The organism is Tractidigestivibacter sp., from assembly GCF_050946515.1.
In the GTDB taxonomy this organism is placed as follows: domain Bacteria; phylum Actinomycetota; class Coriobacteriia; order Coriobacteriales; family Atopobiaceae; genus Tractidigestivibacter.
Genome location: NZ_JBMNUX010000002.1, coordinates 216,589 through 242,064, shown reverse-complemented (window position 1 = coordinate 242,064; position 25,476 = coordinate 216,589). Strand labels below are relative to the sequence as shown.

At 61.4% G+C, this 25,476-nt stretch carries 26 protein-coding genes and 1 riboswitch; of the genes, 14 read left to right on the top strand and 12 right to left on the bottom strand.

Annotated features, from left to right (window positions below; all coding sequences use genetic code 11):
• Positions 1-278 precede the first annotated feature (278 nt).
• Complete coding sequence (locus ACOYJL_RS02315; protein ID WP_433568594.1) at positions 279-1,262, bottom strand: D-isomer specific 2-hydroxyacid dehydrogenase family protein; 984 nt, start codon at positions 1,260-1,262, stop codon at positions 279-281.
• 240 nt (positions 1,263-1,502) lie between these two features.
• On the opposite strand from ACOYJL_RS02315, the gene htpG reads away from it, so the two are divergent.
• The gene (gene htpG, locus ACOYJL_RS02310) at positions 1,503-3,473 is read left to right on the top strand and encodes a molecular chaperone HtpG (RefSeq protein ID WP_433568593.1); all 1,971 of its coding nucleotides are present in this window, start codon (positions 1,503-1,505) and stop codon (positions 3,471-3,473) included.
• Positions 3,474-3,605: 132 nt separating this feature from the next.
• On the opposite strand, the gene ACOYJL_RS02305 is transcribed toward htpG, so the two are convergent.
• Positions 3,606-4,376 carry an SDR family NAD(P)-dependent oxidoreductase gene (locus tag ACOYJL_RS02305; protein ID WP_433568592.1) on the bottom strand — a complete coding sequence of 257 codons (771 nt, stop codon included), beginning with the start codon at positions 4,374-4,376 and terminating at the stop codon, positions 3,606-3,608.
• Between the two features lie 166 nt (positions 4,377-4,542).
• Here ACOYJL_RS02305 and ACOYJL_RS02300 point away from each other — a divergent pair, with 166 nt between their 5' ends.
• Positions 4,543-5,328: a response regulator transcription factor gene (locus tag ACOYJL_RS02300; protein WP_433568591.1), complete on the top strand. Its 786-nt coding sequence runs from the start codon at positions 4,543-4,545 to the stop codon at positions 5,326-5,328.
• Here the strand turns inward: ACOYJL_RS02300 and ACOYJL_RS02295 are convergent.
• The 6 genes from ACOYJL_RS02295 to ACOYJL_RS02270 all read right to left on the bottom strand — a co-directional run bounded on the left by ACOYJL_RS02295 (position 5,325) and on the right by ACOYJL_RS02270 (position 11,037).
• Positions 5,325-6,209, bottom strand: coding sequence for a hypothetical protein (locus ACOYJL_RS02295; RefSeq protein ID WP_433568590.1), 885 nt, complete (start codon positions 6,207-6,209; stop codon positions 5,325-5,327). The two genes, ACOYJL_RS02300 and ACOYJL_RS02295, sit on opposite strands and share 4 nt — an antisense overlap.
• A complete protein-coding gene (locus ACOYJL_RS02290; RefSeq protein WP_433568589.1) occupies positions 6,206-7,222 on the bottom strand; it encodes a LysR family transcriptional regulator in 1,017 nt (338 codons plus the stop codon). The genes ACOYJL_RS02295 and ACOYJL_RS02290 overlap by 4 nt, the downstream gene beginning before the upstream one ends.
• Entirely contained in the window at positions 7,219-8,211 is a 993-nt protein-coding gene (locus tag ACOYJL_RS02285; RefSeq protein WP_433568588.1) for a 3'-5' exonuclease, read from the bottom strand. The genes ACOYJL_RS02290 and ACOYJL_RS02285 overlap by 4 nt, the downstream gene beginning before the upstream one ends.
• Before the next feature lie 84 nt (positions 8,212-8,295).
• Positions 8,296-9,120 carry a class II glutamine amidotransferase gene (locus tag ACOYJL_RS02280; protein WP_433568587.1) on the bottom strand — a complete coding sequence of 275 codons (825 nt, stop codon included), beginning with the start codon at positions 9,118-9,120 and terminating at the stop codon, positions 8,296-8,298.
• A 9-nt stretch (positions 9,121-9,129) separates the two neighbouring features.
• Entirely contained in the window at positions 9,130-9,906 is a 777-nt protein-coding gene (locus tag ACOYJL_RS02275; protein WP_433568586.1) for a radical SAM protein, read from the bottom strand.
• Positions 9,907-9,957: 51 nt separating this feature from the next.
• On the bottom strand, positions 9,958-11,037 hold the full coding sequence (locus ACOYJL_RS02270; protein ID WP_433568585.1) for a 6-phosphofructokinase: 1,080 nt from the start codon (positions 11,035-11,037) through the stop codon (positions 9,958-9,960).
• A 271-nt stretch (positions 11,038-11,308) separates the two neighbouring features.
• Between ACOYJL_RS02270 and ACOYJL_RS02265 the strand changes: the two genes are divergently transcribed.
• The gene (locus ACOYJL_RS02265; protein ID WP_433568584.1) at positions 11,309-12,628 is read left to right on the top strand and encodes a phenylacetate--CoA ligase family protein; all 1,320 of its coding nucleotides are present in this window, start codon (positions 11,309-11,311) and stop codon (positions 12,626-12,628) included.
• Positions 12,628-13,056 carry an ACT domain-containing protein gene (locus ACOYJL_RS02260; RefSeq protein WP_433568583.1) on the top strand — a complete coding sequence of 143 codons (429 nt, stop codon included), beginning with the start codon at positions 12,628-12,630 and terminating at the stop codon, positions 13,054-13,056. Before ACOYJL_RS02265 ends, ACOYJL_RS02260 begins: the two co-directional genes overlap by 1 nt.
• Before the next feature lie 172 nt (positions 13,057-13,228).
• On the opposite strand, the gene deoD is transcribed toward ACOYJL_RS02260, so the two are convergent.
• Positions 13,229-13,960 carry a purine-nucleoside phosphorylase gene (gene deoD, locus ACOYJL_RS02255; RefSeq protein WP_433568582.1) on the bottom strand — a complete coding sequence of 244 codons (732 nt, stop codon included), beginning with the start codon at positions 13,958-13,960 and terminating at the stop codon, positions 13,229-13,231.
• 37 nt (positions 13,961-13,997) lie between these two features.
• Entirely contained in the window at positions 13,998-15,077 is a 1,080-nt protein-coding gene (gene mtnA, locus ACOYJL_RS02250; protein ID WP_433568581.1) for an S-methyl-5-thioribose-1-phosphate isomerase, read from the bottom strand.
• 251 nt (positions 15,078-15,328) lie between these two features.
• Between mtnA and tatA the strand changes: the two genes are divergently transcribed.
• Positions 15,329-15,589 carry a twin-arginine translocase TatA/TatE family subunit gene (tatA, locus tag ACOYJL_RS02245; RefSeq protein ID WP_433568580.1) on the top strand — a complete coding sequence of 87 codons (261 nt, stop codon included), beginning with the start codon at positions 15,329-15,331 and terminating at the stop codon, positions 15,587-15,589.
• A gap of 9 nt (positions 15,590-15,598) precedes the next feature.
• On the opposite strand, the gene ACOYJL_RS02240 is transcribed toward tatA, so the two are convergent.
• On the bottom strand, positions 15,599-16,471 hold the full coding sequence (locus tag ACOYJL_RS02240) for a LysR family transcriptional regulator (protein WP_433568579.1): 873 nt from the start codon (positions 16,469-16,471) through the stop codon (positions 15,599-15,601).
• Positions 16,472-16,628: 157 nt separating this feature from the next.
• On the opposite strand from ACOYJL_RS02240, the gene ACOYJL_RS02235 reads away from it, so the two are divergent.
• The 3 genes from ACOYJL_RS02235 to ACOYJL_RS02225 all read left to right on the top strand — a co-directional run bounded on the left by ACOYJL_RS02235 (position 16,629) and on the right by ACOYJL_RS02225 (position 18,800).
• The gene (locus tag ACOYJL_RS02235; protein WP_433568578.1) at positions 16,629-17,084 is read left to right on the top strand and encodes a hypothetical protein; all 456 of its coding nucleotides are present in this window, start codon (positions 16,629-16,631) and stop codon (positions 17,082-17,084) included.
• Between the two features lie 128 nt (positions 17,085-17,212).
• Positions 17,213-17,440 carry a hypothetical protein gene (locus ACOYJL_RS02230; protein ID WP_433568577.1) on the top strand — a complete coding sequence of 76 codons (228 nt, stop codon included), beginning with the start codon at positions 17,213-17,215 and terminating at the stop codon, positions 17,438-17,440.
• Positions 17,441-17,660: 220 nt separating this feature from the next.
• The gene (locus ACOYJL_RS02225) at positions 17,661-18,800 is read left to right on the top strand and encodes a pyridoxal phosphate-dependent aminotransferase (protein ID WP_433568576.1); all 1,140 of its coding nucleotides are present in this window, start codon (positions 17,661-17,663) and stop codon (positions 18,798-18,800) included.
• A 9-nt stretch (positions 18,801-18,809) separates the two neighbouring features.
• Here the strand turns inward: ACOYJL_RS02225 and ACOYJL_RS02220 are convergent, their stop codons facing one another.
• Positions 18,810-19,988, bottom strand: a complete 1,179-nt coding sequence (locus tag ACOYJL_RS02220; protein ID WP_433568575.1) for a M20/M25/M40 family metallo-hydrolase — start codon at positions 19,986-19,988, stop codon at positions 18,810-18,812.
• Between the two features lie 124 nt (positions 19,989-20,112).
• Positions 20,113-20,286, top strand: a riboswitch (Lysine riboswitch).
• Between the two features lie 68 nt (positions 20,287-20,354).
• On the opposite strand from ACOYJL_RS02220, the gene ACOYJL_RS02215 reads away from it, so the two are divergent.
• From ACOYJL_RS02215 to ACOYJL_RS02190, 6 genes are all read left to right on the top strand, one after another.
• The gene (locus tag ACOYJL_RS02215) at positions 20,355-21,656 is read left to right on the top strand and encodes a diaminopimelate decarboxylase (protein WP_433568574.1); all 1,302 of its coding nucleotides are present in this window, start codon (positions 20,355-20,357) and stop codon (positions 21,654-21,656) included.
• 12 nt (positions 21,657-21,668) lie between these two features.
• Positions 21,669-22,559 (top strand): 4-hydroxy-tetrahydrodipicolinate synthase, encoded by an 891-nt coding sequence (dapA, locus tag ACOYJL_RS02210; protein WP_433568573.1) that lies wholly within the window; start codon positions 21,669-21,671, stop codon positions 22,557-22,559.
• Positions 22,552-23,274 carry a 4-hydroxy-tetrahydrodipicolinate reductase gene (gene dapB, locus ACOYJL_RS02205; protein ID WP_433568572.1) on the top strand — a complete coding sequence of 241 codons (723 nt, stop codon included), beginning with the start codon at positions 22,552-22,554 and terminating at the stop codon, positions 23,272-23,274. Before dapA ends, dapB begins: the two co-directional genes overlap by 8 nt.
• A gap of 10 nt (positions 23,275-23,284) precedes the next feature.
• On the top strand, positions 23,285-23,992 hold the full coding sequence (dapD, locus tag ACOYJL_RS02200; protein WP_433568571.1) for a 2,3,4,5-tetrahydropyridine-2,6-dicarboxylate N-acetyltransferase: 708 nt from the start codon (positions 23,285-23,287) through the stop codon (positions 23,990-23,992).
• Between the two features lie 162 nt (positions 23,993-24,154).
• A complete protein-coding gene (locus ACOYJL_RS02195; protein WP_433568570.1) occupies positions 24,155-24,982 on the top strand; it encodes an HAD family hydrolase in 828 nt (275 codons plus the stop codon).
• Positions 24,983-25,134: 152 nt separating this feature from the next.
• On the top strand, positions 25,135-25,437 hold the full coding sequence (locus ACOYJL_RS02190) for a YerC/YecD family TrpR-related protein (RefSeq protein WP_433568569.1): 303 nt from the start codon (positions 25,135-25,137) through the stop codon (positions 25,435-25,437).
• Positions 25,438-25,476: the final 39 nt, after the last annotated feature.

Here is a 25,476-nt window from a genome sequence, read left to right as displayed (position 1 = left end):
AACTTGGGGTCGTACTTCCTTCTCGTCGTCTTGCTCATGGCAATAGCCCTTCCGTGCCTTTCGGCACATCCTAGGGCTTTCGTTAGCTCGGCTTCAAACGTGTCTGAATTTGGGCAGCCATATCACTATGCAGACGACGTCCTCCGAGCCGCACTGCGGGCAGTCGGGGGTTAGCAGGTAGGCGTCAAGGCTTGACTCGTCGACGATCGTCGTCATGGCGTTCCTCTTTCGGCTGGCAGGCTGTGTGGACGGCTTTCAATGGTAGGCTGCCTTGAGCCTTACTTCACCTCGAGAGCGCTGTCCTCTCCGCGGTCGAACGCCATGAGGGCGTCAACGTTGCTCTCCACCATGTGGCGGACGTCGGTCGCGGTGTAGAACGCCATGTGGGGCAGGACGATGCAGTTGGGAAGCGCGTCAAGGACGGCTCTGTCTCGGTTGGGGAGGATGTCCCTGCTGCGGTCAAGGTAATAGAGACCCGCTTCGTTTTCGATCGTGTCGAGCGCCGCCGCGCCAACCTGCCCGCTCTCAAGGCCGCTGACGAGCGCGTCGGTGTCAATCAGGGAGCCACGCGCCGCATTCACTATCACGACGCCGCGCTTCATGCGAGAAATGGCGTTGGCATCGATCATGTGGTGGTTCTCGGCGCTTCCGGGAGCGTGAAGGGTGATCACGTCGGAAGAGGTAAGCAGCTCGTCCAAAGAGACGTAGGTGGCACACTTGCGCACCTCGTCCTTCTCGTATGGGTCGCATGCCAAGATTTTGCAGCCAAACCCGGACAGATGGCGAACGACGGTGGCACCAATCTTTCCCGTGCCAATGACGCCGACGGTGGCAGACGAGATGTCCTTGCCAATCTTTCCCTTCAGGCCAAACTCCTGATATGCCTGGGCCCGCTCGATGAGCTTCACCTTTCTCATGGCCATCATCATGAGCATGATCGCATAGTTTGCGACGCCCTCGGGCGGGTAGGCGGCGTGAGCGACACGCATGCCAAGAGAACGAGCGTGCTCAACGTCGATGTGCTCGAACCCTATGGATCGCGTGGCGATGCTCTTGATTCCCTGCGCGTGATAGGCGTCAAGAAGCCGTGGCGTCATGGGATTCGTGATGATTGAGAGGCAATCGTAGCCCTTGCAAAGCCCGACGTTGTCCAACGTCGGATAGTCGCTTGTCCATCCAAACTCGAATCCACGCTCCTTCGCGCAGTCCTCAAGGAATCCAAGCTCGTCATACTCCCTCAGCGAATAGGCAAAAAGCTTCATGCGCGCCTCTTTCAATCAATCCCAGCTTGATGGGTCAGTTTCGCAATCGGTTTCACATCAGATTCTATACGTTCATCGCGCGCGGCCGAGCGACGCTCGAGGCATGGGTACAAAATTTAAGTGCGTCTATATTAGGTTTTCTTACAGTCTTTGGATTAGACCTTTGTGCGTCGGGTACATCGAATGACGGAATATGCGAACGCCCGTGCTGGGCTGATGGCTTCGAAAGGAAAGGCTTACATGAAGCAATTCAAGACAGAGAGCAAGAAGCTTCTTGATTTGATGATCAACTCCATCTACACAAACAAGGAGATCTTCCTGCGCGAGCTCATCTCCAACGCCTCCGACGCGCTCGACAAGCTGAGCTTCGAGAGCGTCAACAATCCCGACGTGAAGATTAACCAGGACGACCTTGCGATCACGCTGTCCTTCGACAAGGACGCCCGCACCTTGAGCGTTGCCGACAACGGCATCGGCATGACCGACAAGGAGCTCGACAAGAACCTGGGCACCATCGCCCATTCTGGCTCCGAGCAGTTCAAGGAGGCCAATGCCGAGCACCAGGGCGACGACATGGACATCATCGGCCAGTTTGGCGTGGGCTTCTACTCTGCCTTCATGGTCGCGGACAAGGTCACCGTCGTCAGCCGCGCCTATGGCTCTGACCAAGCGTATTGCTGGACGTCCGATGGCGTGACTGGCTATACCGTAGAGCCTGCCGAGCCTGGAGTCCTCGATGGTCCCGACGACCACGGCACTATCGTGACGCTCCATCTGCGTCCCTCTGACGACGATGACGACACTGACCGCTACCTCTCCGAGTGGGGCATCCGCGACCTCGTCACGCGCTATTCCAACTACGTGCGCCATCCCATCAAGATGATGGTGACCAAGAGCCGCGAGAAGCCAAAGCCCGAGGACGCTGGCGACGACTACAAGCCCGAGTACGAGGACTACCAGGAGCTCGAGACAATCAACTCGATGACGCCTATCTGGAAGAAGTCGAAGTCTGAGGTCGAAGAGAAGGACTACAACGAGTTCTACAAGTCCACCTTCCATGACTGGGCAGACCCGCAGCGCACAATCAGCTTCCATGCCGAAGGTGCCCTCAGCTACGACGCGCTGCTGTTCATTCCCTCCGAAAAGCCCTATGACCTCTATAGCAAGGACTTCGAGCGCGGCCTTGCGCTCTACTCGTCCAACGTCCTGATTCAGGACAAGTGCTCCGACCTGCTTCCTGAGTACTACGGCTTCGTGCGCGGCATCGTCGACAGCCCCGACATCACGCTCAACATCTCGCGCGAGACGCTGCAGCACAACTCCCAGCTGCGCGCCATCTCGCGCCGTGTGGAGAAAAAGGTTACCTCTGAGCTCGAGAGCATGCGCGACAACGACCGCGAGGCGTACGAGAAGTTCTTCAACAACTTCGGCCGCGTGCTTAAGTTTGGCATCTACAACTCCTATGGCTCGAAGGCCGACGAGCTTGCCGACCTGCTTCTGTTCTGGTCCGCGCGCGACGGCAAGCAGAAGACGCTCAAGGAGTACGTCGACGGCATGAAGGACGACCAGGACAAGATCTACTATGCCGCGGGCGACTCTCGTGACCGCTTGGAGAAGATCCCCGCCGTCTCCTCCGCCCTCTCGCATGGCTACGACGTGCTTCTCTGCACGGAAGACGTCGACGAGTTCATGTTCCAGGTCATGCAGCACTACCACGTCGACGGGACCGCTGGCGACTCCGAGAATAAGGGCACCGACCCGCGTGACCTCAACTTTGTCAACGTCACTGCCGCTGGCCTTGACCTGTCGACCGAGGACGAGAAGAAAGAGGCTGACAAAGCAACCGAGGAGAACAAGCAGCTCATCGACGACCTTAAGGAAGACCTCAAGAACAAGGTCACTGACGTGCGCGTGACAGCTGGTCTGGGTGACGCCCCCGCAACCGTTGCCGCCGAGGGTCCCGTCTCCCTCGAGATGGAGCGCGTCATCTCGCAAGGTCCCGACGCTGGCTCCGCTCCCAAGGCAAGCCGCGTGCTTCAGCTGAATGCGGCCCACCCCGTCTTTGGCAAGCTCGTCGCGGCAGAGGAGGCTGGCGACAAGGATCGCCTGAAGCTCCTCGGCTCCATCCTCTATGACCAGGCGCTTCTCGTTGAGGGGCTGCCGATTGACGACCCGGTCGAGTTCTCCAAGAACGTGACGGAGCTCATGTAGCCCAGATCCCAGATGGCATAGAGAAGGCAGGCTCCCCCGCAGCTTGTTTGGGCTGCGGGGGAGCTTTTTTAGGTGCGGTTTCTCATGCGGGACGGCGAGGTTTGCCTTCTCGTCCTTCGATGGGGCATTTGCCTAGGCTGCGCAATAGCCTCCGTCGACGGCAATGTTCTGACCGGTGACGAACGCGGAGTAGGGCGACGCCAAGAACAGCGCGCACGTGTCGAGCTCGCCCTCCTGGCCAAGACGCTGCACGGGGAACGACGCCTTCACGAAGGCCTGGAACTCGGGCGTCGACATCCATTCCTTCGTGAGTGGGGTCACGAACGGGCCGGGGCATATGGCGTTGACGGTGATGCCGTACTTGCCCCACTCGTCGGCAAGCGCACGGGTCAGGTTCACCACGCCTCCCTTTGCCGCATGGTAGGGAGAGAGGGGGCTGATGAGGTTGCCCACGAGGCCGAAGACCGAGGCCACGTTGATGATGCGACCGTACTTTGCCTTGATCATCTCCTTGGCAAACTCCCTAGCGCACACGAAGCAGCCAAACAGGTCGACGTCCAGCTCTCTCTTGAACTGCTCGTCGGTAACTTCGGTTGCGGGGGCGCCGCCGCCAATCCCTGCATCGTTCAGCAGGATGTCTACGCGCCCAAAGGTCTCCATGGTATTATTGACGGCAGATTTCACCTGGTCTGTTTGGCTGACGTCGCACTGGACGGCCAGGACCTTCACGCCATACTTCTCCTGGATTTCCTTCGCGTTGTTCTCGAGCAGGTCAATCCTTCTGGCCATCAGGACAAGGGACGCGCCCTGGTTCGCGAACGCCTTCGCCATCTGCAGACCAAGCCCGCCTGAGGCTCCGGTCACGACAGCCACTTGCCCGGAAAGGTCGAAATAGTTCTTCATGTATGTCTCCTTACTCGCGGCTTGTACGTCCGCTTGTCGATGATGACAAAAGCGCTTTGTGGAGACCATTCTTCAAGCGCAGTATCTTAGTGAACCATGAGAAGGCATTAGGTATTTAATACGTAAAAGCTAGCAAATCATTGCTATACCAAGGGATGGGGCTCCAATGAGAAACAAGCTTTCAGACGACGAGTGGCGCTACCTGCTGCAAATGACTAGACGCCTCTGCAGCTGCAGCACCTTTGAGTCTCTCTCGATGATGTTCCTGCAGCAGATTCAAAACCTCATTACCTACGAAAAGGGGGTCGTTTTCCAAGCCGTGCGGGAAAGCGGGCAGGTCCGGGCGATTAACCCCGTGACCTATCGCTATGACGACCAGTCGATGGCCATCATCAACGATTACCTTGCAGGAAAGCTTGACTGCTCGGACAACATCCATTGGGTTCAGAGGCTCCTCATGCCAACGAGCTCGATCTATAGGCATTCTGACGTCGTGTCAGAATCGGCTTGGGAGCGCTCGGAGACCTACCTAAGACTCTGGAAGCCCCAAAACATCTATTTCGGTCTCACGGCTGCCCTTGTCTACTGCGACCACTCTCTTGCCGTCATGAGCATCTATCGCGATAAGACGAGCGGAGACTTCTCCACGCGCGACCTCTATATCTTTGAGCTTCTTCTGAGCACCTTGGAATCAAAGTGCTACGAGATAGAGCAGCACGAATCGGACAAGGGAAGGAAGCTGGCAATCGAGCGCAAGTCGCTTCAGTATCACCTCACCAAGCGTGAAACAGAGATCGTCTCTCTCGTTAGCAAGGCAGCAGGCACCGAGGATATCTGCGAAACACTTTGCATCCGTCCTTCGACGCTGAGCAAGCATCTGTCCAACATCTACCACAAGACCGGCGCGCGCTCCCGCATGGAGCTTCTTGGGCTGTTTGGGGAGCTGGGCTAGGACCGATTCTTTTTCTTTCTCCGAGACCGGTAGGCCTTCTCAATCTGGCTGATTTTCTTCTCCTCTTCCTCGTAGCGCTCGTCGGAGACGGGCTGAACGTGCAGGCCGTCCGCCCAGTTGCCGTTCTCGTTTCGCTTCAGATGGCGATACCCCACGATGGAGAATGCGATGGCGCCTATCAGGTTAACGAACAGGTCCTTCATCGTATCGAGAAGGCCGATGTCCAGGTAGCCGGCAATCGTGGTCGTCTCTCCGGATGCCGTCGTGATGACCGTGGAGGCAATGTTCTCAAGGCGGACGCGGTTGCCTTCTCCTGTGGGGTCAAGCGCTACTGACGAGAAAGCATTCACGATGGTGTCCTTCTGCATGTCCATGCCAAAGAACGTGTCGAAGCCGAACTCGAAGAACTCCCAGAGCACGCCGATGGTCATCGAGAAGCAGAATGCGACGATGGTCACGTATGTGGGGGAAAGCGTGATCTTGTCGCTGGAGCGATTCAAGAGGTCGACGAGCGAGAAGCCAACGGCAGCGCAGAGAAACCCGTTCAAGGTGTGAAGCACGGTATCCCAGCCGGGAATCAGGACGTAGTAGTGGTCAATCTCTCCGAGAATCTCCGCCGCAAAGATGAACACGTAGATGATCGTCTGGAAAAGGGGGGGGATGTCCACGCGAGCGGCGCTCTCGATGATTGAGGGGACAAGGAAGAGCACGAGCACGAGGACCGATATGGCAACTCCCTCCCAGCGCTGGGTCATGATGCAGCGGATGAGGGTGACAAGCACGAGAAGCCTGAGCACCGAGTAGATGATGAAGGTGCGCTTGTCAAGCGCAATGCGCGCCTTCAGCCGTCGAATTATTCTGTTCAGCTTGTTTCCGCTCATTGGATGGAACCTGCCTCACCGCTGTGCTTTGATTTCTGCTCATCGCTGTCCTTGCAAGACCTGACGACCTCTTTGGAGGGAACGAGCTCGTTTTCGTCGCGCATGTCGTAGACGACCCGCTCGAGTGTGGCGAGATACCCTTGCGCAAGGGGGCCGAGCTTGCGCTCCTTGCTGGTGATGTAGCCGACGTTCATGACCTCGTCGACGTCTACCGGCACGGCCACGATGCCATCGAGCATCTCGTCAGATCGCACGCCTGTGGACACCAGATAGCCGTCATAGCTTCTGAGCAGGCTTGTCATGGTCGCGCGGTCGCTGACCGTGATGCGGTCCGTGCAGGGAAGCGACGCCAGCGGCTCCTCTGAGAAGAAGAGCGAGGCGCTAGGGCCCTGCTCAAACCCGTAGCGGACGTACTTCGAGAGGTCTTGTGCGCTCACGCGCCCTTTGCGCGCAAGCGGGTGGCCCTCTCTCACGAATATGTGGGGTCGTGCCCTAAAGAGCGACGAGAACCTCAGCTTGCCCTCGTCCAGCTTGCTTCTGAGCACGCGCTCGTTGTAGGTGCTCAGGAAGAGGATGCCCACGTCGCAGCGGAAGTTGCGCACGTCGTCAATCACGTTGAGCGTTCGGGTCTCGCGCAGCGTGTAGTCCGCAATCGATTTGCCAGCTGCCCTTCGCTCTGACACAAACGAGATGAACGCGCGCACGACAAAGGCGTAGTGCTGCGATGACACCAAAAGCCGCTCGCGCTCCTTGGAATCGCTGCGGGAGAAGTGCTGCTCCATGAGCTCCGCCTGCTCGACGACCTGTCGCGCATAGGCCACGAGCTCGACGCCGTCTGCAGTGAGCTCGATGCCGCGGCTCGTGCGGATGAACGCGGTGACCCCCATCTCTTCCTCAAGCGACTTGATTGAGGTGGAGAGCGTTGACTGCGAGATGAAGTGGCTCTTTGCCACGGAATTGATCGACCCCGCGTCGGCGACTGCGATGAGATAGCGTAGCTGCTGGAGCGTCATGCCCTCTGCGCTTCCTCTCGCTGCCCAGGGAACATCTTTCGCTCGGAGAACTCCGCCTGCACGGTCGCGAGCATGAGGTCAACGTCCTCGAGCCCAAGGTGCTTCTCGTTTTCGGCTGCAGAGAGCGTCCCTCGCCGACGCGCCCAGTTCTCGAGCGCGGCGGGGCGGCTGTCGTGCGGCAGGGTCCTTACCTCAGGGTCGACGCGCCTGCAGATGTCGCGCGTGTCGATGGGCACCACGCGCCGCGCCTTTCTTGCCTCTGCGTATCCCTTGATGTTGAGCATGAACCAAGAGTCCTCGAAGGCAGCGTTGTGCGCCATGAAGGGAAACAGCTCGAGAGCAGCAAGGATGGCCTTCTGCAGCTTTGCGTTCTCTCTCAGCGGCTTCTTGCCCTCAAGGTCGCTCCACTTGATATGGTGCACAAAGTCCAGAGGCACGCCCTTCTCGGCGTACATCTCCGGTATTCCGCAATAGCCCGAGAAGGGGTTCGTGGGCTTTGCATTGGGCGTTAGGCTCATGAACTCAAGACCGACGTTGATGATGTAGCCGCGATCGGGCTCGCGGTCTGAGGTCTCGATGTCGATGCCGACGACGTTGCCGCGAATGGGCGCCTCGACGTAGGCGATGTTCAAGTCTGGGATGCCGGCTCCGGCAGTACGTGCGACCTCCTCGTCAGAGCGCCCCTGAAGCACCGCCACGCCGTGCACGAGGTCCGCGTCGGAGAGGCGCCGCGCCAAGTTGAGTCCCTGCGTGTTTCTTAGCCGCTCGATGCCGTAGCGGTCGCAGATGTCGCGGTTCCTGTCGGCAAGGTCAAGGACGAGGTCGAACGAGAAGGGCTCGCGCCCAGCAGGGGCCGACATCCAAGCGTCGGTCAGAAGGCGAATGGCCTCCTCGTTCTTCTCGCGCTCTTGCGTCAGCGCGTCGTCTCCCACGAGAAAGCCGGGGATAACGATTGAATTTGCCTGTTCGATAGCTTGGCTTAGGTCCATGCTCACTGCCTTAGTGCTCAGCGGACGAAAGTGCCCGCGACGTTGTCATAACGTCTAAGCCTAGCAGATGAAAGGACTGTGAAGCTACGAGGCGACGACCTCCGTCCAAGCGTCACCGAACTTGCGACGCAGCTCGAGTATGGCCTCGCAAAACGTGTATCCATGAGGGGCTGAGGTCTGGATGAGCCTGCCGTTCCTATAGGCAATCAGGCGGTTCTTGGGCACGGGATGCCACATGGCCGCCTCCGCCTCGCCGCCGAGCGGCTTTGTGGAGAAGACGATCGAGCTGTCGGAAAGCTGGCGGTAGTGCAGCGTGTCTTCTGAGGTGTTCGTGTGCACGTAGGTGTACGTGCCATCATCAAGGATCAAGTTCAGGCGGTTGAGGTTCGAGATCTGCGAGAGCGCACCTGAGAGGGCCTGGAAGGTCGTGTCAAAGTCAAGCTGGCCGTAGCGCAAGGCCGCCTCGTTGAGCACGTCAAGCAAGAAGAGCATCGTGCGCTCGCTGTCGGTCTCGCCCTTCTCGCGCTGCTCGTAGCCTGCGAGAAGCTCCTCGTTGAAGAGGATTCCATTGTGAATCATGGTCCACTCGCGCCCTGAGATGTCTGACCCCAAGAAGGGGTGGCAGTTTTCGACGCTTTGCGCCCCGCAGGTTGAGAAGCGTATGTGCGCCTCAAGGCGGCGCGCGCGGATGGGCTGGGAGAGCAGCTGCGGCACCAAGTCGGACTCATAGGCAGGCTTGGGCTCGCGAAACAGCACGACGTCGGCGTCAGGGTCGGCGGCACCATCCTCGTCATCGCGCCACGAGAGCCCCCATCCGTGGGGGTTGTCATGGCTATGGGTATAGAACTCGCGCAGGTAGCGGTTGGCCTCTATGGGCTCCGCTGCGTTAATCGCGAAGAGCTCGCACATGATGGCCTCCTAGTACGAGGCAGAGCAGGGAATCCCAAGCGCGCGCACGCGGTTGGCAATTGCGTCGAGAACCTCGCGAGGAGCCTTCTCGATGCCCGAGACGGGGGTGTCGCGTGCAATCGTGTAGACGGTGACGGCCTCGGGGGCGATCTTCTCCACTGCGTCGAGCCATGCGCTCACGTGCGCCTCGTCGGTGTTGTCGAGGCTTGCGCCTTGATAGCTTCCGCGCACGAAGATCGTCTGGATGATAACGTGGCCGCCAAACGAGGCGAAGGCCTCAACCTGCTTATGCACGTCATAGGGTACCTGCGGGCGGTCGAGAAGGGCTATGTAGTCGGGGTCCACCGTGTCCAGCTTCAGCACGTTTCTGTCAACGCGCATGAGGGCGTCATGGACTTCGGGCCGCGAAGCCATAGTGCCGTTTGAGAGCACGGCGAGCTTGGCTGAGGGCACGTAGCGGTCGATGAGCGTGCGGCAAAGGTCGACCGCCTGGGGAAAGATGGGCGATGCCGTGGGCTCGCCGTTTCCTGCAAGGCAGACCTCGTCAAGCGCCTCCTTGCGCTCGGCTATGCCGGAAAGGGCCCTCTCGAGGGCGGGCGCGAGCACGTCCATGGTGACGTAAGTGTCCCTCGTCCTGCGCTCGGCATTCAGGCCGTCCTCGCAATAGAGGCAGTCAAAGGTGCAAATCTTGCCGCTTGCGGGCATCAGGTTGACGCCTAGGGAGACGCCGAAGCGCCTGCTCAGAACAGGACCAAAGATGGGACTCTTTTGAAGGAACGTTGACATTGCCTGGCCTCCCGTGGCCGGCGCCGCGCCCGGGAGGCGCAGGCGCCGCTCTTACTTGTCTCCGAAGCTGATGCCCAGGGCGCGCGCCTCGCGAACGAGGTCGCTCTTGGGATCGACGTACTTAAGCTTGCCAGCGACGTCCTTGAGCGGAACGCGTACCATCTTGCCGTTCACGGACGCGATCATGTAGCCATACTTGCCCTCGAGGCATCCGAGAGCGGCCTCGACGCCGCACTGCGTCGCAAAGATGCGGTCCTGGGCGTCGGGCTGGCCGCCGCGCTGGGTGTGGCCCGGAACGGCAACGCGAACCTCGCGGCCGGTGCGCTTGGCGATCTCGTCGGCAATGCCATAGGCGACGGACGGCTTCACTCGGGCCGCGACCTTCTTCTTGTACTCCTTCTTGGGCATGGCCGCCTCTTGCTTGGTGATGGCGCCCTCTGCGCAGACGACGATGGCAAAGCGGCCGCCGTCCTTCTCGCGCTGGTCGATGGCCTTGACGACGTTGTCCATGTCATAGGGGATCTCGGGGATGAGGATGACGTCTGCGCCGCCAGCAACGCCAGCGTAGAGCGGGATCCAGCCGACCTTGTGGCCCATGATCTCGATCACGAACACGCGGCCGTGCGAGCTCGCGGTCGTGTGGATGTCGTCGATGCAGCGCGTGGCGACGTCGATGGCGCTCGTGAAGCCGAAGGTCTTGTCGGTGCCCCAGGTGTCGTTGTCGATGGTCTTGGGCAGGGCGATGACGTTGAGCCCCTCCTCGGAAAGGCGGTTTGCCGTCTTGGTTGAGCCGTTGCCGCCAAGCATGAACAGGCAGTCGAGCTTGAGCTTCTTGTAGGTGTGCTTCATGGCCTCGACCTTGTTGACGCCGTCGGCCTCGGGGGTGTCAAGCAGCTTGAAGGGCGTGCGGCTGGTGCCCAGGATGGTGCCGCCCTGCGAGAGGATGCCCGAGAAGTCAGCCCAGTCAAGCATGCGATAGCGCTCGTAGATAAGACCTTGATAGCCGTCCTCGAAGCCGTAGACCTCTACGGGCTCCTTTGCGTTGCGGTAGATCGTCTTGACGATGCCTCGCATCGTTGCGTTCAGCGCCTGGCAATCTCCGCCGCTGGTGAGAAGACCAATCCTCAGCATGGTCGCTCCCTCTCTTATCGGGGTTAATTTAGCCTGCCTTCCTGACAGGCAACTGATGACATCCAGTTTCGCACAACTTGCGCTAAGGGGAGCGAAAAGCGTGCTTCTCGTTACAAGGAGGGACCTTCTGGGCTGCGCTTCCTGTACTGCCACTGAGCAAGACTGTTTCAAGGCGAGCGTGTTTCGCCGGGCGATGTGATGCGCGAAGTGCTTCTTTGCTGTGTTACCCTTTGGCCACGCGAACAAGTGACACTTCGGAAGGCGGCCTTCAATGGCAAAGGAGCAAACAGGGCAGGACGCAACGCGCCTGCCGCACGACCAGATAGAGCAAATTCAGCTCGAGGGAATCAAGAAGACGCTCGTCAGGTGCTACGAGAACATCCCGTTTTACAAGAAGAGCTTTGACGACGCCGGCTTTGACCCATATTCCTTCTCGGACCTCTCCGAGCTGTCCTCCGCCCCCTTCGTGACCAAGCAGGACCTGCGCGACAACTATCCGTATGGCATGCTCGCCGTGCCCATGTCCGACGTTCGCGAGATCCACATGAGCTCGGGCACAACAGGAATTGCGACCGTCGGCGCCTACACCAACTATGACCTTGACTTTTGGGCGGACTGCTTTGCCCGCGGCATCAAGTTTGCGGGCGGCGGCCCTGACGACATCGTGCAGGTGGCCTATGGCTACGGCCTTTTCACGGGCGGCCTCGGCGCCCACTACGGCGCAATCCATTCCGGCGCAACCGTCATTCCCACCTCAGCCGGAAACACCGAGCGCCAGATTCGCATCCTGCGCGACATGGGCTCCACGATCCTTTGCTGCACGCCGAGCTACGCGATGCACATCGCTGACACCGCGCTCGAGATGGGCATCGACCCCGCCGAGGAGTTCCACCTTCGCGCCGGCATCCACGGCGCCGAGCCCTTCTCGGACAACCTTCGCGCCGAGCTCGAGCGCAAGCTCAACTACAAGGTGCTTGACATCTACGGCCTTACCGAGACGGGCGGACCTGGCGTCGCCGTGGAGTGCCTCGAGCAGAACGGCCTGCACCTTGCCGAGGACCACTTCTTTGCCGAGATCATCGACCCTTCGACGGGGGAGGTCCTTCCCGAAGGCGAGTGGGGCGAGCTCGTCATTACGACCGTCGACCGCGAGGCCTGCCCCGTCGTGCGCTACCGCACGCGTGACATCACGCGCATCATCCCGGGCGACTGCGCGTGCGGCTGCACGCACCGTCGCATCGACCGCCTGCACGGGCGCACCGACGACATGCTGATCATCCGTGGCGTCAACGTGTTCCCGTCCCAGATCGAAGACGTCATGAAGACCTTCAACCAGGTGTCCAGCTGGTACCAGATCGAGGTCGACACCGACGAGCGCTCGCTTGACATCGTGACGCTGAAGGCCGAGGTCAACCCCGGCTTTGACATCGACTCTACGGGCGCCATCGAGCGCCTGCAGCGCCAGATCTCTGCTCGCATGAAGACGGAGCTCTCTGTTGGAATCAAGGTTCGCCTCGTCGAGCCCAAGTCAATCCAGAGGAGCACCGGCAAGGCAAAGCGCGTCATAGACAAGAGGAGGACGATCAAGTAATGATTAATCAGATCACCGTCTTTCTGGAGAACGACCGCGGCCGGCTGGCGTCGCTTTGCCGCTGCCTGGCCGACGCGGGCATCAACATGAGCGCTCTCTCCATTGCCGACACCACCGACTACGGCCTGGTGCGCATCATCTGCAACGAGGCCGAGGACGCAAAGGCCGCGCTCGACAAAGCTGGCTACACCTCCACGATCACGAAGGTGGCAGCCATTGGCGTCCCCAACCGACCGGGCGGCCTTGCGGAGCTGCTCGAGACGCTCGATGACGCTGACATCGACATCGAGTACGGATACTGCTTCTCACACCAAGACGGCAATGCCGTGTTTGCCCTCAAGGTAGCCGACCCTGGCAAGGCCGCCTCGGCCGTCTTCAAGCTCGAGCAAGCTGGGTTCAAGGTCATGAGCCAAGGCGAGCTTGACTAGCTGCCCTTGCCGATTGCTCTTAAGCGTCTGTCCTGGGCGCCCTCGCGTGTGCGGGGGCGCCCTTGCTTTTCGCGGGCGCGGCTGAAGGCCTCGCTGCCGTGGCATGAAAAAGCCCCGCACGGCCTTAGCCGCGCGGGGCATCTTCCAATTGTGCCAATCGGGAAAGCCAGAGCTACTCGGCGTTCTTCCAAGCGGTCTCGAGCGAGACCTCCATCATCTGCGTGAAGCTCTTCTCGCGCTCCTCGGCGGTAAGCGACTCGCCTGTGAAGAAGGTATCAGAGACGGAGAGAACCGAGACGGCCTTCTTGTGGGAAGTCTGCGCCTCGATGTAGAGGCCGGCGGTCTCCATCTCGACGCAGAGAAGCCCGAGGTCCTTGTAGCGCACGGGCGCGTCCTCGCGGGGGTTGTAGAAGACGTCGGAGGAGACGACCTGCCCTACGCGATAGCTATAGCCAAGCTCCTCGCAGCTGTTGACCGCGTCTTTGAGCATGCCCCAATCGGCCGTCGGGGCGAGCTTGACGGGCGAGTCGTAGAGGGCCGCGATGTTGGAGTTGGTGGCGGCGGACATGGCAATCACGATGTCTCCGGTGTGCAGGTCCTCGGGAAGGCCGCCGGTGGTGCCAACGCGGATGATCGCGTCGACGCCAATCTGCGTATAGAGCTCATGGGCATAGAGGCACATGCTGGGGATGCCCATGCCAGAGCCCATGACGGAGATGCGCTTGCCCTTGTAGGTGCCCGTGTAGCCGAGCATGTTGCGCACGTCGTTGAACAGGACGGGGTTCTCGAGGTAGGTCTCTGCGATGAACTTTGCGCGCAGGGGGTCGCCGGGCATGAGGACCACGTTGGCGACGTCCTCCTTGTTGCAGCGGATGCAGGCGGAGGCTGACTCAAACTGTGCCATGGTGCTTTCCTTTCTCGTTTGCGTTTGCGAAAAAACGTTACTCAAAGAGCGCAGCGAGGCTCTGCTCAAAGGGCGGGTAGCAAATGCCCTTCTCGGTCACGATGGCCGAGATGAGCGTATGGTCGGTCACATCGAAGGAAGGGTTGTAGCACTTGACCTCGGGAAGCGCCATGGGCTTGGCGTACCACATGGTGCGAATCTCGTCAGGGTCGCGTAGCTCGATCGTGATGTCGTCGCCGGTGGGGCAGTTGCGGTCAATCGTTGAGGTGGGACCAAGCACGTAGAACGGGATGCCGTAGTGCTTCGCGAGAATTGCCACGCCCGAGGTGCCAATCTTGTTGGCGGCGTCGCCGTTCATGGCCACGCGGTCGCAGCCGACCATGCACGCCTGCACCCAGCCGTTCTTCATCACGATGGATGCCATGTTGTCGCAGATCAGCGTGACGTCGATGCCTGCGCGGGAGAGCTCGTAGCTCGTGAGGCGAGCGCCCTGAAGAAGCGGGCGGGTCTCGTCAGCAAAGACGTGCACCTCCTTGCCGTGGTCGTGCGCGTAGAAGAGCGGCCCTTGCCCGGTGCCATAGCCCAGGCAGGCGAGGGGCCCGGCGTTGCAGTGCGTGAGCACGCCGTCGCCGTCCTTGATGAGGCTTGCGCCCAGGCGGCTGATCTCCTCGCTCATCTTGAGGTCTTCCTGGTGGATGGCGACAGCCTCGTCACGAAGCGCGGCAAGCACGTCGCTCGCAGGCTCGTCGGCACGCGCCTTGGCAGCTTCCTCCATGCGGTTCAGCGCCCATGAGAGGTTGACGGCCGTGGGGCGAGAGGAGTTCAAGAACTCCTTGTCCTCATGCATGGCGCCGGCTAGCTCTGCGCCGTTGGAAACCTTGCCGGCATATCCGCGCGCCAGTACGTAGTAGCAATAGCCAGCGCAGACCCCGATGGCGGGAGCCCCGCGAACCTTCAGCAGCTTGATGGCGTCGAACATCTGCTGGCGCTCGCGCAGCTCGATGTGCTTGACTTCATTGGGCAGGAGCGTCTGGTCAATGATGATGACGGCATCGCCCTCCGGAGCGAGCTCGACGGCATCGATGTTCGTCACGCCCGCGCTCTTTGTGTCTTCCACTCTGTCTCCTGTGCTTTCGAATCCGGCAGTGCACCACGCCATTGTAGTTCTCGGCCACCTGTTGGGGCCTCCAGTCCGAAGCGCTTTACCGCTTGGTTGCAAATACATATAGAAATTAGATGGCATGTCCATTCAAAATGTATTTTATCTATCACATTCAGTGACATACCATCATTTCATGGTCATTGCGGCGCTGCCGACGCCTCCTTCCCTCGACGGCAGCGCCGCGACATCGACGTTGGAGGACTCAAATGGTATTAGGAATGGGCGTCCCCGAGCTGCTCATCATTCTTCTTGTCGTGCTCATCATCTTTGGTCCGAAGAACCTTCCAAAGATGGGTACCGCCATTGGCAAGACCGTCAGGAACGTGCGCGAGGGCATGGAGGAGGGCGATTCCTCCAAAAAGGATGACAAGAAGGTCTCCGAGTCGAAGGAGTCCGACGAGAAGGCCGAGGTCGAGACCGTGTCGGCTGACTCTGATGACGACGCTCAAGAGGTTGCGACCGAGTAGGCCATCTTTCTAGCTCACCTCTCCGATGAGCTTGATGAGGCGCTCTGCCAAGGGCGACATATAGCGGTCTGCCTTCCAGACGACCGCCTGTCTGGTTGAAAGCGCCTCCGAGCGAACAATCTTAATGAAGCATTCGCCGGTGTCCGTGACGGGAAGAAGCGTTTCGGGGACCAAGGCAATTCCAAGACCGCCTCGTGCCCATGCGCAGGCGGTCCTTTCGTCTTCGGTGAGGCAGCTCACGTAGGGAGCGATGCCCTCCTCGTCGAAGGCTGGGCGAATGACGCTCTCAAGTCGGCGGCAGCCGATAAGGGGCTTGTCTCCCAGCTGGGCGAGCGTGACCTCCATGTCTGTGCCGGTCTCAAAGAGGGGCGGCATCACTGCGAGCATGTGCTCGCTCTTTGTCGCATAGCGGCAGCGAAGCCCCTGGCTCTTGAACGGCGTGCGCACAACGCCCACGTCTACCTCTCCTGCCTCGAGAAGCTCGAGCACCTGGTCGGTTGAGCCCTCATGGAGCTCTACCGCAATGTCGGGAAAGCTCTCGGCGAGCTCTCCCAAGCGCTCGGCGGGAACGCTTCCCGAGCACGAGGAGGCAAGCCCCAGAGAGACTGTGCCGCTCATTCCCTTGCCGACGTTTGCGACGTCACGCTCGGTAGCCTTTGCCAACGCGAGGATGCGCGTCGCGCGCTGGTACAGAAGCTTTCCGGCATCGGTGAGCGTTGCCGTGCGCGGCCCGCGTCGCACGAGCGTGGTGCCGAGCTCGTGCTCAAGCTGGGCGAGCTCATAGGATAGGGGAGGCTGCGAGATGTGCAGCTTCTTGGCCGCCGCCGTGATCTGGTGCTCGTCGGCAATCGCAACGAAGTACTCGAGCTGCTTCAAGTTCATGGATGCGTCCCCTTTCTGCGGGGCGCCGCGTGGGTGCCCAACTCCATACGAATGTTGTATGGCAAATCCTTATGGTATGCGTATCCAAGATGGACGAGAAGACAGAGCGCCAACCTTGTTGGGTATATCACGAGAAGTACGCTTGCGAAGGAGAGACATGGCTCACGACGACGAAGGCATCTACGAAGTTCCTGGCGAGGACTTCGATACCGATCCTGAGGTAGAAGAGGCGCGTCGTGCCGGCGAGCGTGCGCTAGCATGCCTCAACAAGGCCAGCGAGAAGCTTCGCGCTGCATCGGGGCTTGGCCTTCTCGACATCTTCGGCGGAGGGCTCATCACGGGCGTCGCCAAGCAATACCAGGTCTCTGAGGCAAACGACGCGCTTGCGGCGGCTGACGATGCCCTGCGCGACTTCCAGCGCGAGCTGGGCGACGTCGACGAGTCTCTCGGAATCGATCCTAAGGTCATGACGGGGTTCTGGTCATTTGCCGACCTCGTCTTCGATGGCCCCATCTCTGACGTCGTCGTGCAGAAGCGAATCGAGGACGCCCGCTCCCGCGTCGAGAAGGCGACCAAGGCGGTCAAGCGCTGCCTTGCCCTGCTGGGCCACTAGCGAGTCGACTACACAGTTCCTCCATTGTCTTGCTCGTCGTGTGATGACTTGCGTTGTTTACCGATTGGCAACAACCTTTTGGCGATAATATCTTGCGATCTACAGGTTGCCCTTGAAAGGAGGCTCAAATGATGAAAATCAAGGACATGAACGACCTGCAGAGGAAGGTGCTTGAAGCGTGCCACAATGGCTGGTTCATGAGCGGCGAGTACACCGCCATGTTCGACAACCACCGCCGCGTCTTTATGGCGGACAGCCAGCCGCTTCTGTACCGCGAGATCGAGCGTTGGTACCTCGGGCACGCCGCCCACCACGCCGACTCTCATCTGCTGGTGAAGTGCACCAAGGTCGCTTAGGGCCGGGCACTTCCGCCGCTTGTTCATGCGGCGCTGGGTGAGGGAAGCCTCGCCCACAAATCTTGGAGGGGCTGCCGCACCAAGCAGTGCGGCCTGACAATGTGACCCGTCGTTCGCATTATTGCGGCGGCGGGTCATTTTATTATCGCGGATATGCCACGGTCCTAGAATTGAGCTCGTCCGGGCTTGACGCCAGTACAAATCGAGAAGGGGAGCCTTTATGACGCGTCCGCTCAACACCGCCCTCGACGGGCTTCGCCTCTCGCCAATCAGGCGCTTCTCGGATCTTGCGAAGAGCACCCCCGGCTGCGTGTCGCTGACGCTGGGAGAGCCGGGAGAGAACACTCCTGACGCCGTGAGCGCCCATGTCGGGGCGGACCTTGCGGCGCATCTCACGCACTACCCGCCCAACAACGGCTATCCGTTCCTTAAGGAGGCCATCAGCGGCTGGGAGGCAAAGCGCGGGCTCTCGTATGCCCCTGACCAGCTGATCGTGACCGATGGCGCCACCGAGGCGCTGATGTGCGCGTTGACGATCGTGCTCAACCCCGGCGACGAGGCAATCATCCCGACCCCGGCATTTCTTCTGTATGACTCGCTCGTGCGCCTCAACCGCGCGACGCCGGTTGCGCTTGACACGACCCCCGACGGCTTCCAAGTGCGCCGCGACAGGCTTGAGGCGGCGCTTACGCCCGCCACCAAGGCCATTGTGGTGACCTCGCCGAACAACCCCACGGGCTGCGTGCTCGACGACCAGAGCATGGACGCCCTCGCTGACGCCGCAATAGAGCATGACCTCTACGTTATCTGCGACGACGTCTATAGCGAGCTTGCCTATAAGAGCGGCTACCGGCGGCTGCTCGTCGCCCATCCTGAGCTCAGGGAGCGCGCGGTGGTGGTCCAGAGCTTCTCGAAGCCGTGGGCCATGACCGGATGGCGCCTTGGCTGGGCAGAGTCGACGCCCGAGCTCATCTCCGCGATGGCGAAGGTCCATCAGTACGCGGTCTCGTCCGTGCCGGCGTTTCTGCAGCATGCGGCCGTCGAGGCCCTGAGAACCGACACGACGCCCATGCGCGAGTCGTACCGGCGCCGTCGCGACGTCACGCTCAAGGCGCTTGAGGAGATGGGCCTTCCCGTTACGCGCCCCGAGGGCGCCTTCTACGCGTTTCCCGACATCAGGGGGCTTGGCCTTTCGAGCGAGGACTTCTGCGAGCGCGCCATTCGCGAGGCGGGAGTCGCCCTGGTCCCGGGCACCGCCTTTGGAGCCGAGGGCTTTGCTCGCCTGAGCTACGCCTGCGACAAGGACACGCTCCGCCTTGGACTCGAGCGGCTTTCTGGGTTTGTCAGCACGCTTGGCTAGCAGCGCCTTTTACTGGAGGCTCCCGTCAATCACATGCCCCATCATCAGCAGCAGCGCGACCGCTATGCCCTGCTCGATGCTCGACGCCTCTACCCACTCATCCCTTGTGTGGGGGAGCGCTCCGGTAACCGTGCCTATGGTTGCCGAGGGGATGCCCAGCGAGAGCGGCACGTTGGCGTCCGTGGATGACGCCTTGTGCACGCTCTTCTTGCCAAGGACCGCCTCCATGGCGGAGTCGCAGCGCTCGATCAGGTCGGCCTCCGCGGCCGCATCGACCTCTCCTGCTGCCGGTCGCCTCCCCACGACCTCAATCCCAAACCTGGCATCATCGCGCCGGCGATCGTCCACGAGGCGCCTCAGCTGCTCGTCTGCCTTGACCAGGCATTGCTCGGAGGTCGATCGGAACTCGAAGAGCATCGACGCCGCAGCGGGAATCGAGTTCACCGTTGTTCCGCCCTCGATGGTCCCCACGTTTCGTGTGGTAATGGCGCCTTCGCCCGAGGGAAGCTCGAGAGCGTAGAGGTCCTCGATCAGGTCGCAGAGCTCTTTGATTGCGTTCGGCCGCCCATAGTTCTTCCAGGAGTGGCCTCCTTGGCAGGTTACCGAGATGCGATAGCGCACTGAGCCGACGGCCGTGGTCACGACCTCGGGAAAATGCGCGTCGAGCGCGACGAACTCGCGCACGCGTGGAGCCAAGCGAGAGAAGAGCGCCTTGGTTCCGGCGAGGTTGCCAAGCCCCTCCTCGGCCGAGTTGGCAACAACAAGCAGGTTGCAGTCGAGGGCGGGCTGCCTGAGAAGGAACCACCGCGCCGCGAAGAGCAGCGTGACAAGGCATGCCGTGTCGTCGCCGATGCCGGGGGCGAAAATGCGACCGTCCTTCTCCACAAGTGGGAGCTCTTCGGTGTCGGGGAAGACGACGTCGGTATGGGCGGAGAAGATCACAAGGTCGCGCTCGTCGCCAATCTCTCGCATGGGGCATCTTCCCACCAGGCAGGAGACGTTCTTGGCGCTGTCCTCGCGCACGTCCGTCGCCCCCTGCTGGGCGAGCCATCGGGCCACGTACTCGGCGCGCTTCTCCTCATGGCCGCTTGGAGCGGGGATGCGCCCCAGCTCACGCAGCATGTCAAGCGCCTCGTCCCTGCACGACGCCGCATAGGCGAGCGCCTCTGTCAAAGCCTTGTTACTCATGCTATGGTCCTCCCGCTTCAGGGGAAAGCATACCCGCTTGGGCCCCTTGAGCGCCGGGCCTTTGCCGTTGCATGGCCATTGTGTTTCGTTTTTCGTGCATCACGCGTGTGGATGTTAGCCTATGGGCTGCGATAGAGGAGCGGGCACGATGGTTCCGGTGGAGCCGGCAGGCAAAGAATCCGGAAGAGGCGAGGTCCGCCGAACTGCCGAGCCAGGCATGGCACGGCGGTGGGCTCGGCGGGAACACTGCCGGGACTGTCTGCGGGAGAGGGAGTCTCGCGGGAGCGCTATTCGCCGTGGCGTTCGTCCCCTCGTGGGACCCGCCGCCCGATGGCATCTCGCGCGATCTGGCGTCAGGGAGGCCCGATGGGCAAGAAGGTACCATTTGCAACAAAGGAGCAGCTCGAGCGTGCTGCGGCGACGTATCCAACGCCGTTCTACGTCTATGACGAGCGCATGATTCGCGAACGTGCGCGGGCGCTTTATGCGGCCTTCTCGTGGAACCCGGGGTTCTGCGAGTACTTTGCGGTAAAGGCCACGCCCAATCCCACCATCGTCTCGATTCTTGCCGAGGAGGGCTGCGGCTGCGACTGCGCCACGGGCACCGAGCTTACGCTGGCAGACGCCTGCGGGGTGCGTGGCGGCAAGGTGATGCTCTCCTCAAACGACACCCCCGATGAGGACTACCGCCAGGCATACAAGCTCGGCGCCATCATCAACCTCGACTCCTATGACCAGCTGGCCTCGCTCAAGCGCGCCCTCGGGGGAAGGCTTCCCCAGATGGTCTGCCTGCGCGTCAACCCTGGCGGAAGCTTCGAGTCGTCAAATGGCATCATCGGCGAGCCCGCCGACTCCAAGTTCGGCATGACTACAGACCAGCTCTTCCAGGCAGCTCGCGAGCTTGTCGACGCCGGGGTCACCACGCTTGGCCTGCACGCGTTTCTCGCGTCAAACACGCAGGTGGAGGACTACTATCCGCGCCTTGCGCGCGTCCTCTTTGGGCTTGCGGTGCGCCTGCGCCAAGAGCTTGGGGCGCACGTGGCTCTCGTCGACCTCTCGGGCGGCATCGGCGTTGACTACCGCCCCGAGGACGTTCCCGTTGACATTGCCGCTGTGGGCGCCGACGTCCATGCGGTATTTGACGAGGTCCTCGTTCCTGCTGGGATGGGCGACGTTCGCCTCGCCTCCGAGCTTGGCCGCTGGCTGCTAGCCCCTGCCGGCGCCCTCGTCACTCGCGTGATTCATGAGAAGGTCACCTACAAGGACTACCTGGGCGTCGACGCATGCTCGTCAAACCTCATGCGCCCCGCCATTTATGACGCCTATCACCACGTGAGCGTCCTCGGGCATGAAGGAGAGCCTTCGACGTTCCGCTACAACGTCGTCGGGAGGCTCTGCGAGAACTCCGACCAGCTGGCGCATGACCGCATGCTTCCCAAGGTCTCAATTGGCGACCTGCTCTTCATTCACGACGCCGGGGCCCATGGCTTTTCGATGGGCTACAACTACAACGGCACGCTCCGCTCGGCCGAGCTGCTCTTGAGAGAAGACGGCTCCTTCCAGCTCATCCGCCGCGCGGAGACCCCGGCTGACTACTTTGCCACGTTCGACTTCCCGGGCTCGCGCTTCTCGGCGCTCGCCCATTCTTCTGACAGCCAAGAGAACTGAGAGGGGATTTCTATGGACATGACTGGTCTCACCGGATCGGTGGTCGCGCTCGTCACGCCGTTCAAGGAGGACGGCTCTGTCGACTTCGAGGGCCTTGAGCGCCTGGTCGACTTCCATCTGGCAAACGGGACCGACGGCATCCTGGTTTTGGGCACCACGGGAGAGTCGTCAACGATGACCGACGAGGAGGACCTCGCCGTCGCCAAGGTCGTCGTCGACCGCGTGGCTGGCCGCATTCCCGTCATTGGCGGCGCCGGCTCCAACTCGACCGCCGAGTCGATGCGCAAGTCCGAGGGGCTCATCAAGATCGGCGTCGACGGGCTGCTTCTGATTACGCCCTACTACAACAAGTCGAACGAGGAGGGCATCTACCAGCACTTCAAGTACGTGCTCGATCGCGTGGACGTGCCCTGCCTGCTCTATAACATCCCCGGTCGTACGGGCTGCTCGATCAGCGAGAGAAACGTGGCGCGCCTGGCAAAGCACCCCAACGCCTGGGGCATCAAGGAGGCTTCCGGCAACATTGGCTATGCCACGCGAGTCGCGCGCTACCTCTCGGATGACTTCCACATGATGAGCGGAAACGACGATATGGTCGTCCCCATACTGTCGCTCGGCGGCGTGGGCGTCGTGTCCGTTTGGGCTGACGTCGCGCCGGCGGCGGTCCATGACATGTGCACGCGCTGGCTTGCCGGCGACACGGAGGGCGCGCTCAAGATCCAGCTTGACAACCTCGACCTTGTGCATGCGCTCTTCTCCGAGGTTAACCCGATTCCCGTGAAGACGGCGCTTGCCAAGATGGGCCTCATCGGCCCCACGCTGCGCCAGCCGCTCTGGAAGCTCTCCGACGCAGCCGACGCGCAGCTCACGGCTGCTATGAAGGGGGCTGGTCTGCTTGACTAGGGTCATCGTCGTCGGAGCAAAGGGGCGCATGGGGAGCCTCGTCTCGGCTGCCGTCGCGGCAGAAGAGGGGATGGAGCTCGTCGGAGGCTATGACGTCGACACCATAGACCAGCTGGACGAAGTGGCGCCTGCGGCCGACGTCGTCATCGACTTCTCCGCGCCCGCCTCGCTTACGTACGTTGCCTCCTACGTCCGTCGCACCAAGGCGGCGCTCGTCTCGGGAACGACCGGCGTGAGCGAGGACGACCTTGCCTGCCTGCGCTCTCTTGGCGACGTGGCTCCCGTCATCTGGAGCGGAAACTACTCGCTTGGCGTGGCGACGCTGCGCCACCTTGTTGCGGAGGCGTCTGCCTCGCTGCCCGGCTGGGACGTCGAGATCGAGGAATGCCATCACAACAAAAAGGCCGACGCCCCCTCCGGTACCGCAAAGATGCTGCTTCGGGCCGTGGACCCTGACGGGGAGCGTCCCGTCTGCTATGGCCGCGAGGGCATCGTGGGACCGCGCCCCGAAGGCGAGATCGGCATGCACAGCCTGCGCGGAGGCACCGTTGCCGGCACGCACACCGTGAGCTTCTTTGGTCAAGACGAGGAGCTCACGCTCACTCACCGCGCCACGAGCAGGCAGATCTTCGTGAACGGCGCCATAGCCGCGGCAAAGCGTTTGGTCACGCGCGAGCCCGGCTTCTATGACTTCGATACGCTCATGTTTGACTAAGGGAGGCACCTTGGACGCCCAAGAGATCATCAACTACATTGCCACCGCGCCAAAGAAGACCCCGGTCAAGGCGTACGTGAAGCTTGCCCCGGGCACAGAGGTCGACTTCGGCCCGTCGTCGCACGCCTTTGGTGACACCGACAAGGTCGTCTTTGGCGACTGGTCCGAGGTGGGCCCCGCGCTTCAGGCCGCGGGAGACGGCGTCCTCGACGTCGTGGTGGAAAACGACCGCCGCAACTCCGGGGTGCCCCTGCTTGATCTGCGGGGCATCAACGCCCGCATCGAGCCCGGCGCCATCATCCGCGAGAAGGTCGAGATTGGTGACAACGCCGTCATCATGATGGGTGCCGTGATCAACATTGGCGCCGTGATTGGGGAGGGCACCATGATCGACATGGGAGCCGTGCTGGGCGGCCGCGCCATCGTGGGCAAGCGCTGCCACATCGGAGCTGGCACCGTGCTTGCGGGCGTCGTCGAGCCGGCGAGCGCCACTCCCGTCACAATCGAGGATGACGTGCTCATCGGCGCGAACGCCGTCGTGATCGAGGGCTGCCGCGTGGGCAAGGGGGCCGTCGTGGCCGCAGGCGCCGTGGTCACCAAGGACGTGCCGGAAAACGCCGTGGTGGCGGGATGCCCCGCGCGCGTCATCAAGATGAAGGACGAGAAGACCGAGTCAAAGACAGCGCTCGTCGACGCGCTCAGGAACCTCTCCAACTAGGCAGCTGCAAGCGGACACGCCCTTCGAGCTGCACGGTAGCCGCCTCCCCGCGCCTTGGCCTTGACGCCAGGGCGCGGGGACATTTGTGAAGACCGCCGTGCCGGCAGAAGCCGCGGCCCTTCTCGCGATAGACTGACGCAGTCAAGCAATGAAAGGGGCTACATGAGAGACTTCTCCGAGGACGACCTCTCAAACATCAGGCTCGTCGTGAGCGACATGGACTTCACGCTGCTCAAAAACGACAAGAGCATGCCTGCGGGCATCTTCGAGCGCATCCACGCGCTGGCCGACGCCGGAATCTGCTTTGCTGCGGCAAGCGGTCGTGCGAGCTACACGCTTGAGAAGCTCTTTGGAGCTGACGCCTCTGCGATGGGCCTTATCGCGGACAATGGCGGCGTCGTAAGCCACCAGGGAAAGACCATCTCCGTGAGCCGCATCGAGGAGGGCGTGCAGAGAGAGCTCGTCGAGCACTCATGCGAGCGCGACGACCTGCTTCCCATCGTCTGCGGCATCACGGGGGCGCGCGCGTTGAGCTCGGCCGCCCCCTATGACGACGTGATCCACGAGTTCTATCGCAACCTCGAGTACGTCGAGTCCCCTGACGAGCTCCTTGGCGAGACGGCAAAGTTCACCGTCTTTGTTCCCAATGGCAACAGCCGAGAGGTATTCGAGCAGGACTTCAACCCTCGCTTTGGCGACCTCCTCTCCGTCACCTGCGGCGGCGACTATTGGATTGACGTGATGAACAAGGGAGTCACGAAGGGCACGGGGCTTAAGCGCCTGGCAGAATGGCTTGGCATCGATTTGGCAGACGTGGCCGCCTTCGGAGACACCGACAACGACGTGCCCCTGCTGAGCTGCGCCGGACATAGCTTCCTCGTTGAGAACGCCGATCGCCGCATGGAGAAGTATGCAGACTTCTCTGCGCCCTCAAACGAGGACGAGGGCGTGCTGGCGGTAATCGACGCCATCCTCGCCGCCCAGCGCTAGCGGCCTTGTGCTCTGCCGCTGCCGTCGACTCCCGATCTCTTGGGCTGTCGAATAACGCCGTGTAACGTCGTGGGGCCGATGGCACTTTAATGCGCTAAAGTAGTGCGCTGTAGAGGCGTCCACAGGGCAGACCAAAGGCGGAGGCGCAGCGCATGGGACACGTGCAGAGGCCACAAGAGGAAGCGACGGAGCGGCTCTGCGCCGCGCTCTGCTCGCTGCAGACGCCCGACGAGGCGCGCGCATTCTTGGCGGATCTTTGCACGACGCGCGAGGTGGAGGACCTCTCGCAGCGCCTCGAGGTTGCCGAGATGCTCTCTGAGGGGGCATCATATCTCAGGGTCTCAAATGCCACTGGCGCCTCGTCCACCACGGTCTCTCGCGTTTCAAAGTGCCTGAACGGTCCCCAGGGGGGCTATCGTCTTGTGCTTGGCCGTCTTGGCAAGAAGGCCGACTGACGGAACGGCCGTCAATTTGTGTCCGGCCCATAGAGTAAA

What these genes read in the sequence shown, in the direction of transcription:
- ACOYJL_RS02315 (WP_433568594.1), bottom strand. Translation starts at nt 1,262, where the DNA reads ATGAAGCTTTTTGCCTATTCGCTGAGGGAGTATGACGAGCTTGGATTC.
- htpG (WP_433568593.1), top strand. Translation starts at nt 1,503, where the DNA reads ATGAAGCAATTCAAGACAGAGAGCAAGAAGCTTCTTGATTTGATGATC.
- ACOYJL_RS02305 (WP_433568592.1), bottom strand. Translation starts at nt 4,376, where the DNA reads ATGAAGAACTATTTCGACCTTTCCGGGCAAGTGGCTGTCGTGACCGGA.
- ACOYJL_RS02300 (WP_433568591.1), top strand. Translation starts at nt 4,543, where the DNA reads ATGAGAAACAAGCTTTCAGACGACGAGTGGCGCTACCTGCTGCAAATG.
- ACOYJL_RS02295 (WP_433568590.1), bottom strand. Translation starts at nt 6,209, where the DNA reads ATGAGCGGAAACAAGCTGAACAGAATAATTCGACGGCTGAAGGCGCGC.
- ACOYJL_RS02290 (WP_433568589.1), bottom strand. Translation starts at nt 7,222, where the DNA reads ATGACGCTCCAGCAGCTACGCTATCTCATCGCAGTCGCCGACGCGGGG.
- ACOYJL_RS02285 (WP_433568588.1), bottom strand. Translation starts at nt 8,211, where the DNA reads ATGGACCTAAGCCAAGCTATCGAACAGGCAAATTCAATCGTTATCCCC.
- ACOYJL_RS02280 (WP_433568587.1), bottom strand. Translation starts at nt 9,120, where the DNA reads ATGTGCGAGCTCTTCGCGATTAACGCAGCGGAGCCCATAGAGGCCAAC.
- ACOYJL_RS02275 (WP_433568586.1), bottom strand. Translation starts at nt 9,906, where the DNA reads ATGTCAACGTTCCTTCAAAAGAGTCCCATCTTTGGTCCTGTTCTGAGC.
- ACOYJL_RS02270 (WP_433568585.1), bottom strand. Translation starts at nt 11,037, where the DNA reads ATGCTGAGGATTGGTCTTCTCACCAGCGGCGGAGATTGCCAGGCGCTG.
- ACOYJL_RS02265 (WP_433568584.1), top strand. Translation starts at nt 11,309, where the DNA reads ATGGCAAAGGAGCAAACAGGGCAGGACGCAACGCGCCTGCCGCACGAC.
- ACOYJL_RS02260 (WP_433568583.1), top strand. Translation starts at nt 12,628, where the DNA reads ATGATTAATCAGATCACCGTCTTTCTGGAGAACGACCGCGGCCGGCTG.
- deoD (WP_433568582.1), bottom strand. Translation starts at nt 13,960, where the DNA reads ATGGCACAGTTTGAGTCAGCCTCCGCCTGCATCCGCTGCAACAAGGAG.
- tatA (WP_433568580.1), top strand. Translation starts at nt 15,329, where the DNA reads ATGGTATTAGGAATGGGCGTCCCCGAGCTGCTCATCATTCTTCTTGTC.
- ACOYJL_RS02240 (WP_433568579.1), bottom strand. Translation starts at nt 16,471, where the DNA reads ATGAACTTGAAGCAGCTCGAGTACTTCGTTGCGATTGCCGACGAGCAC.
- ACOYJL_RS02235 (WP_433568578.1), top strand. Translation starts at nt 16,629, where the DNA reads ATGGCTCACGACGACGAAGGCATCTACGAAGTTCCTGGCGAGGACTTC.
- ACOYJL_RS02230 (WP_433568577.1), top strand. Translation starts at nt 17,213, where the DNA reads ATGATGAAAATCAAGGACATGAACGACCTGCAGAGGAAGGTGCTTGAA.
- ACOYJL_RS02225 (WP_433568576.1), top strand. Translation starts at nt 17,661, where the DNA reads ATGACGCGTCCGCTCAACACCGCCCTCGACGGGCTTCGCCTCTCGCCA.
- ACOYJL_RS02220 (WP_433568575.1), bottom strand. Translation starts at nt 19,988, where the DNA reads ATGAGTAACAAGGCTTTGACAGAGGCGCTCGCCTATGCGGCGTCGTGC.
- ACOYJL_RS02215 (WP_433568574.1), top strand. Translation starts at nt 20,355, where the DNA reads ATGGGCAAGAAGGTACCATTTGCAACAAAGGAGCAGCTCGAGCGTGCT.
- dapA (WP_433568573.1), top strand. Translation starts at nt 21,669, where the DNA reads ATGGACATGACTGGTCTCACCGGATCGGTGGTCGCGCTCGTCACGCCG.
- ACOYJL_RS02195 (WP_433568570.1), top strand. Translation starts at nt 24,155, where the DNA reads ATGAGAGACTTCTCCGAGGACGACCTCTCAAACATCAGGCTCGTCGTG.
- ACOYJL_RS02190 (WP_433568569.1), top strand. Translation starts at nt 25,135, where the DNA reads ATGGGACACGTGCAGAGGCCACAAGAGGAAGCGACGGAGCGGCTCTGC.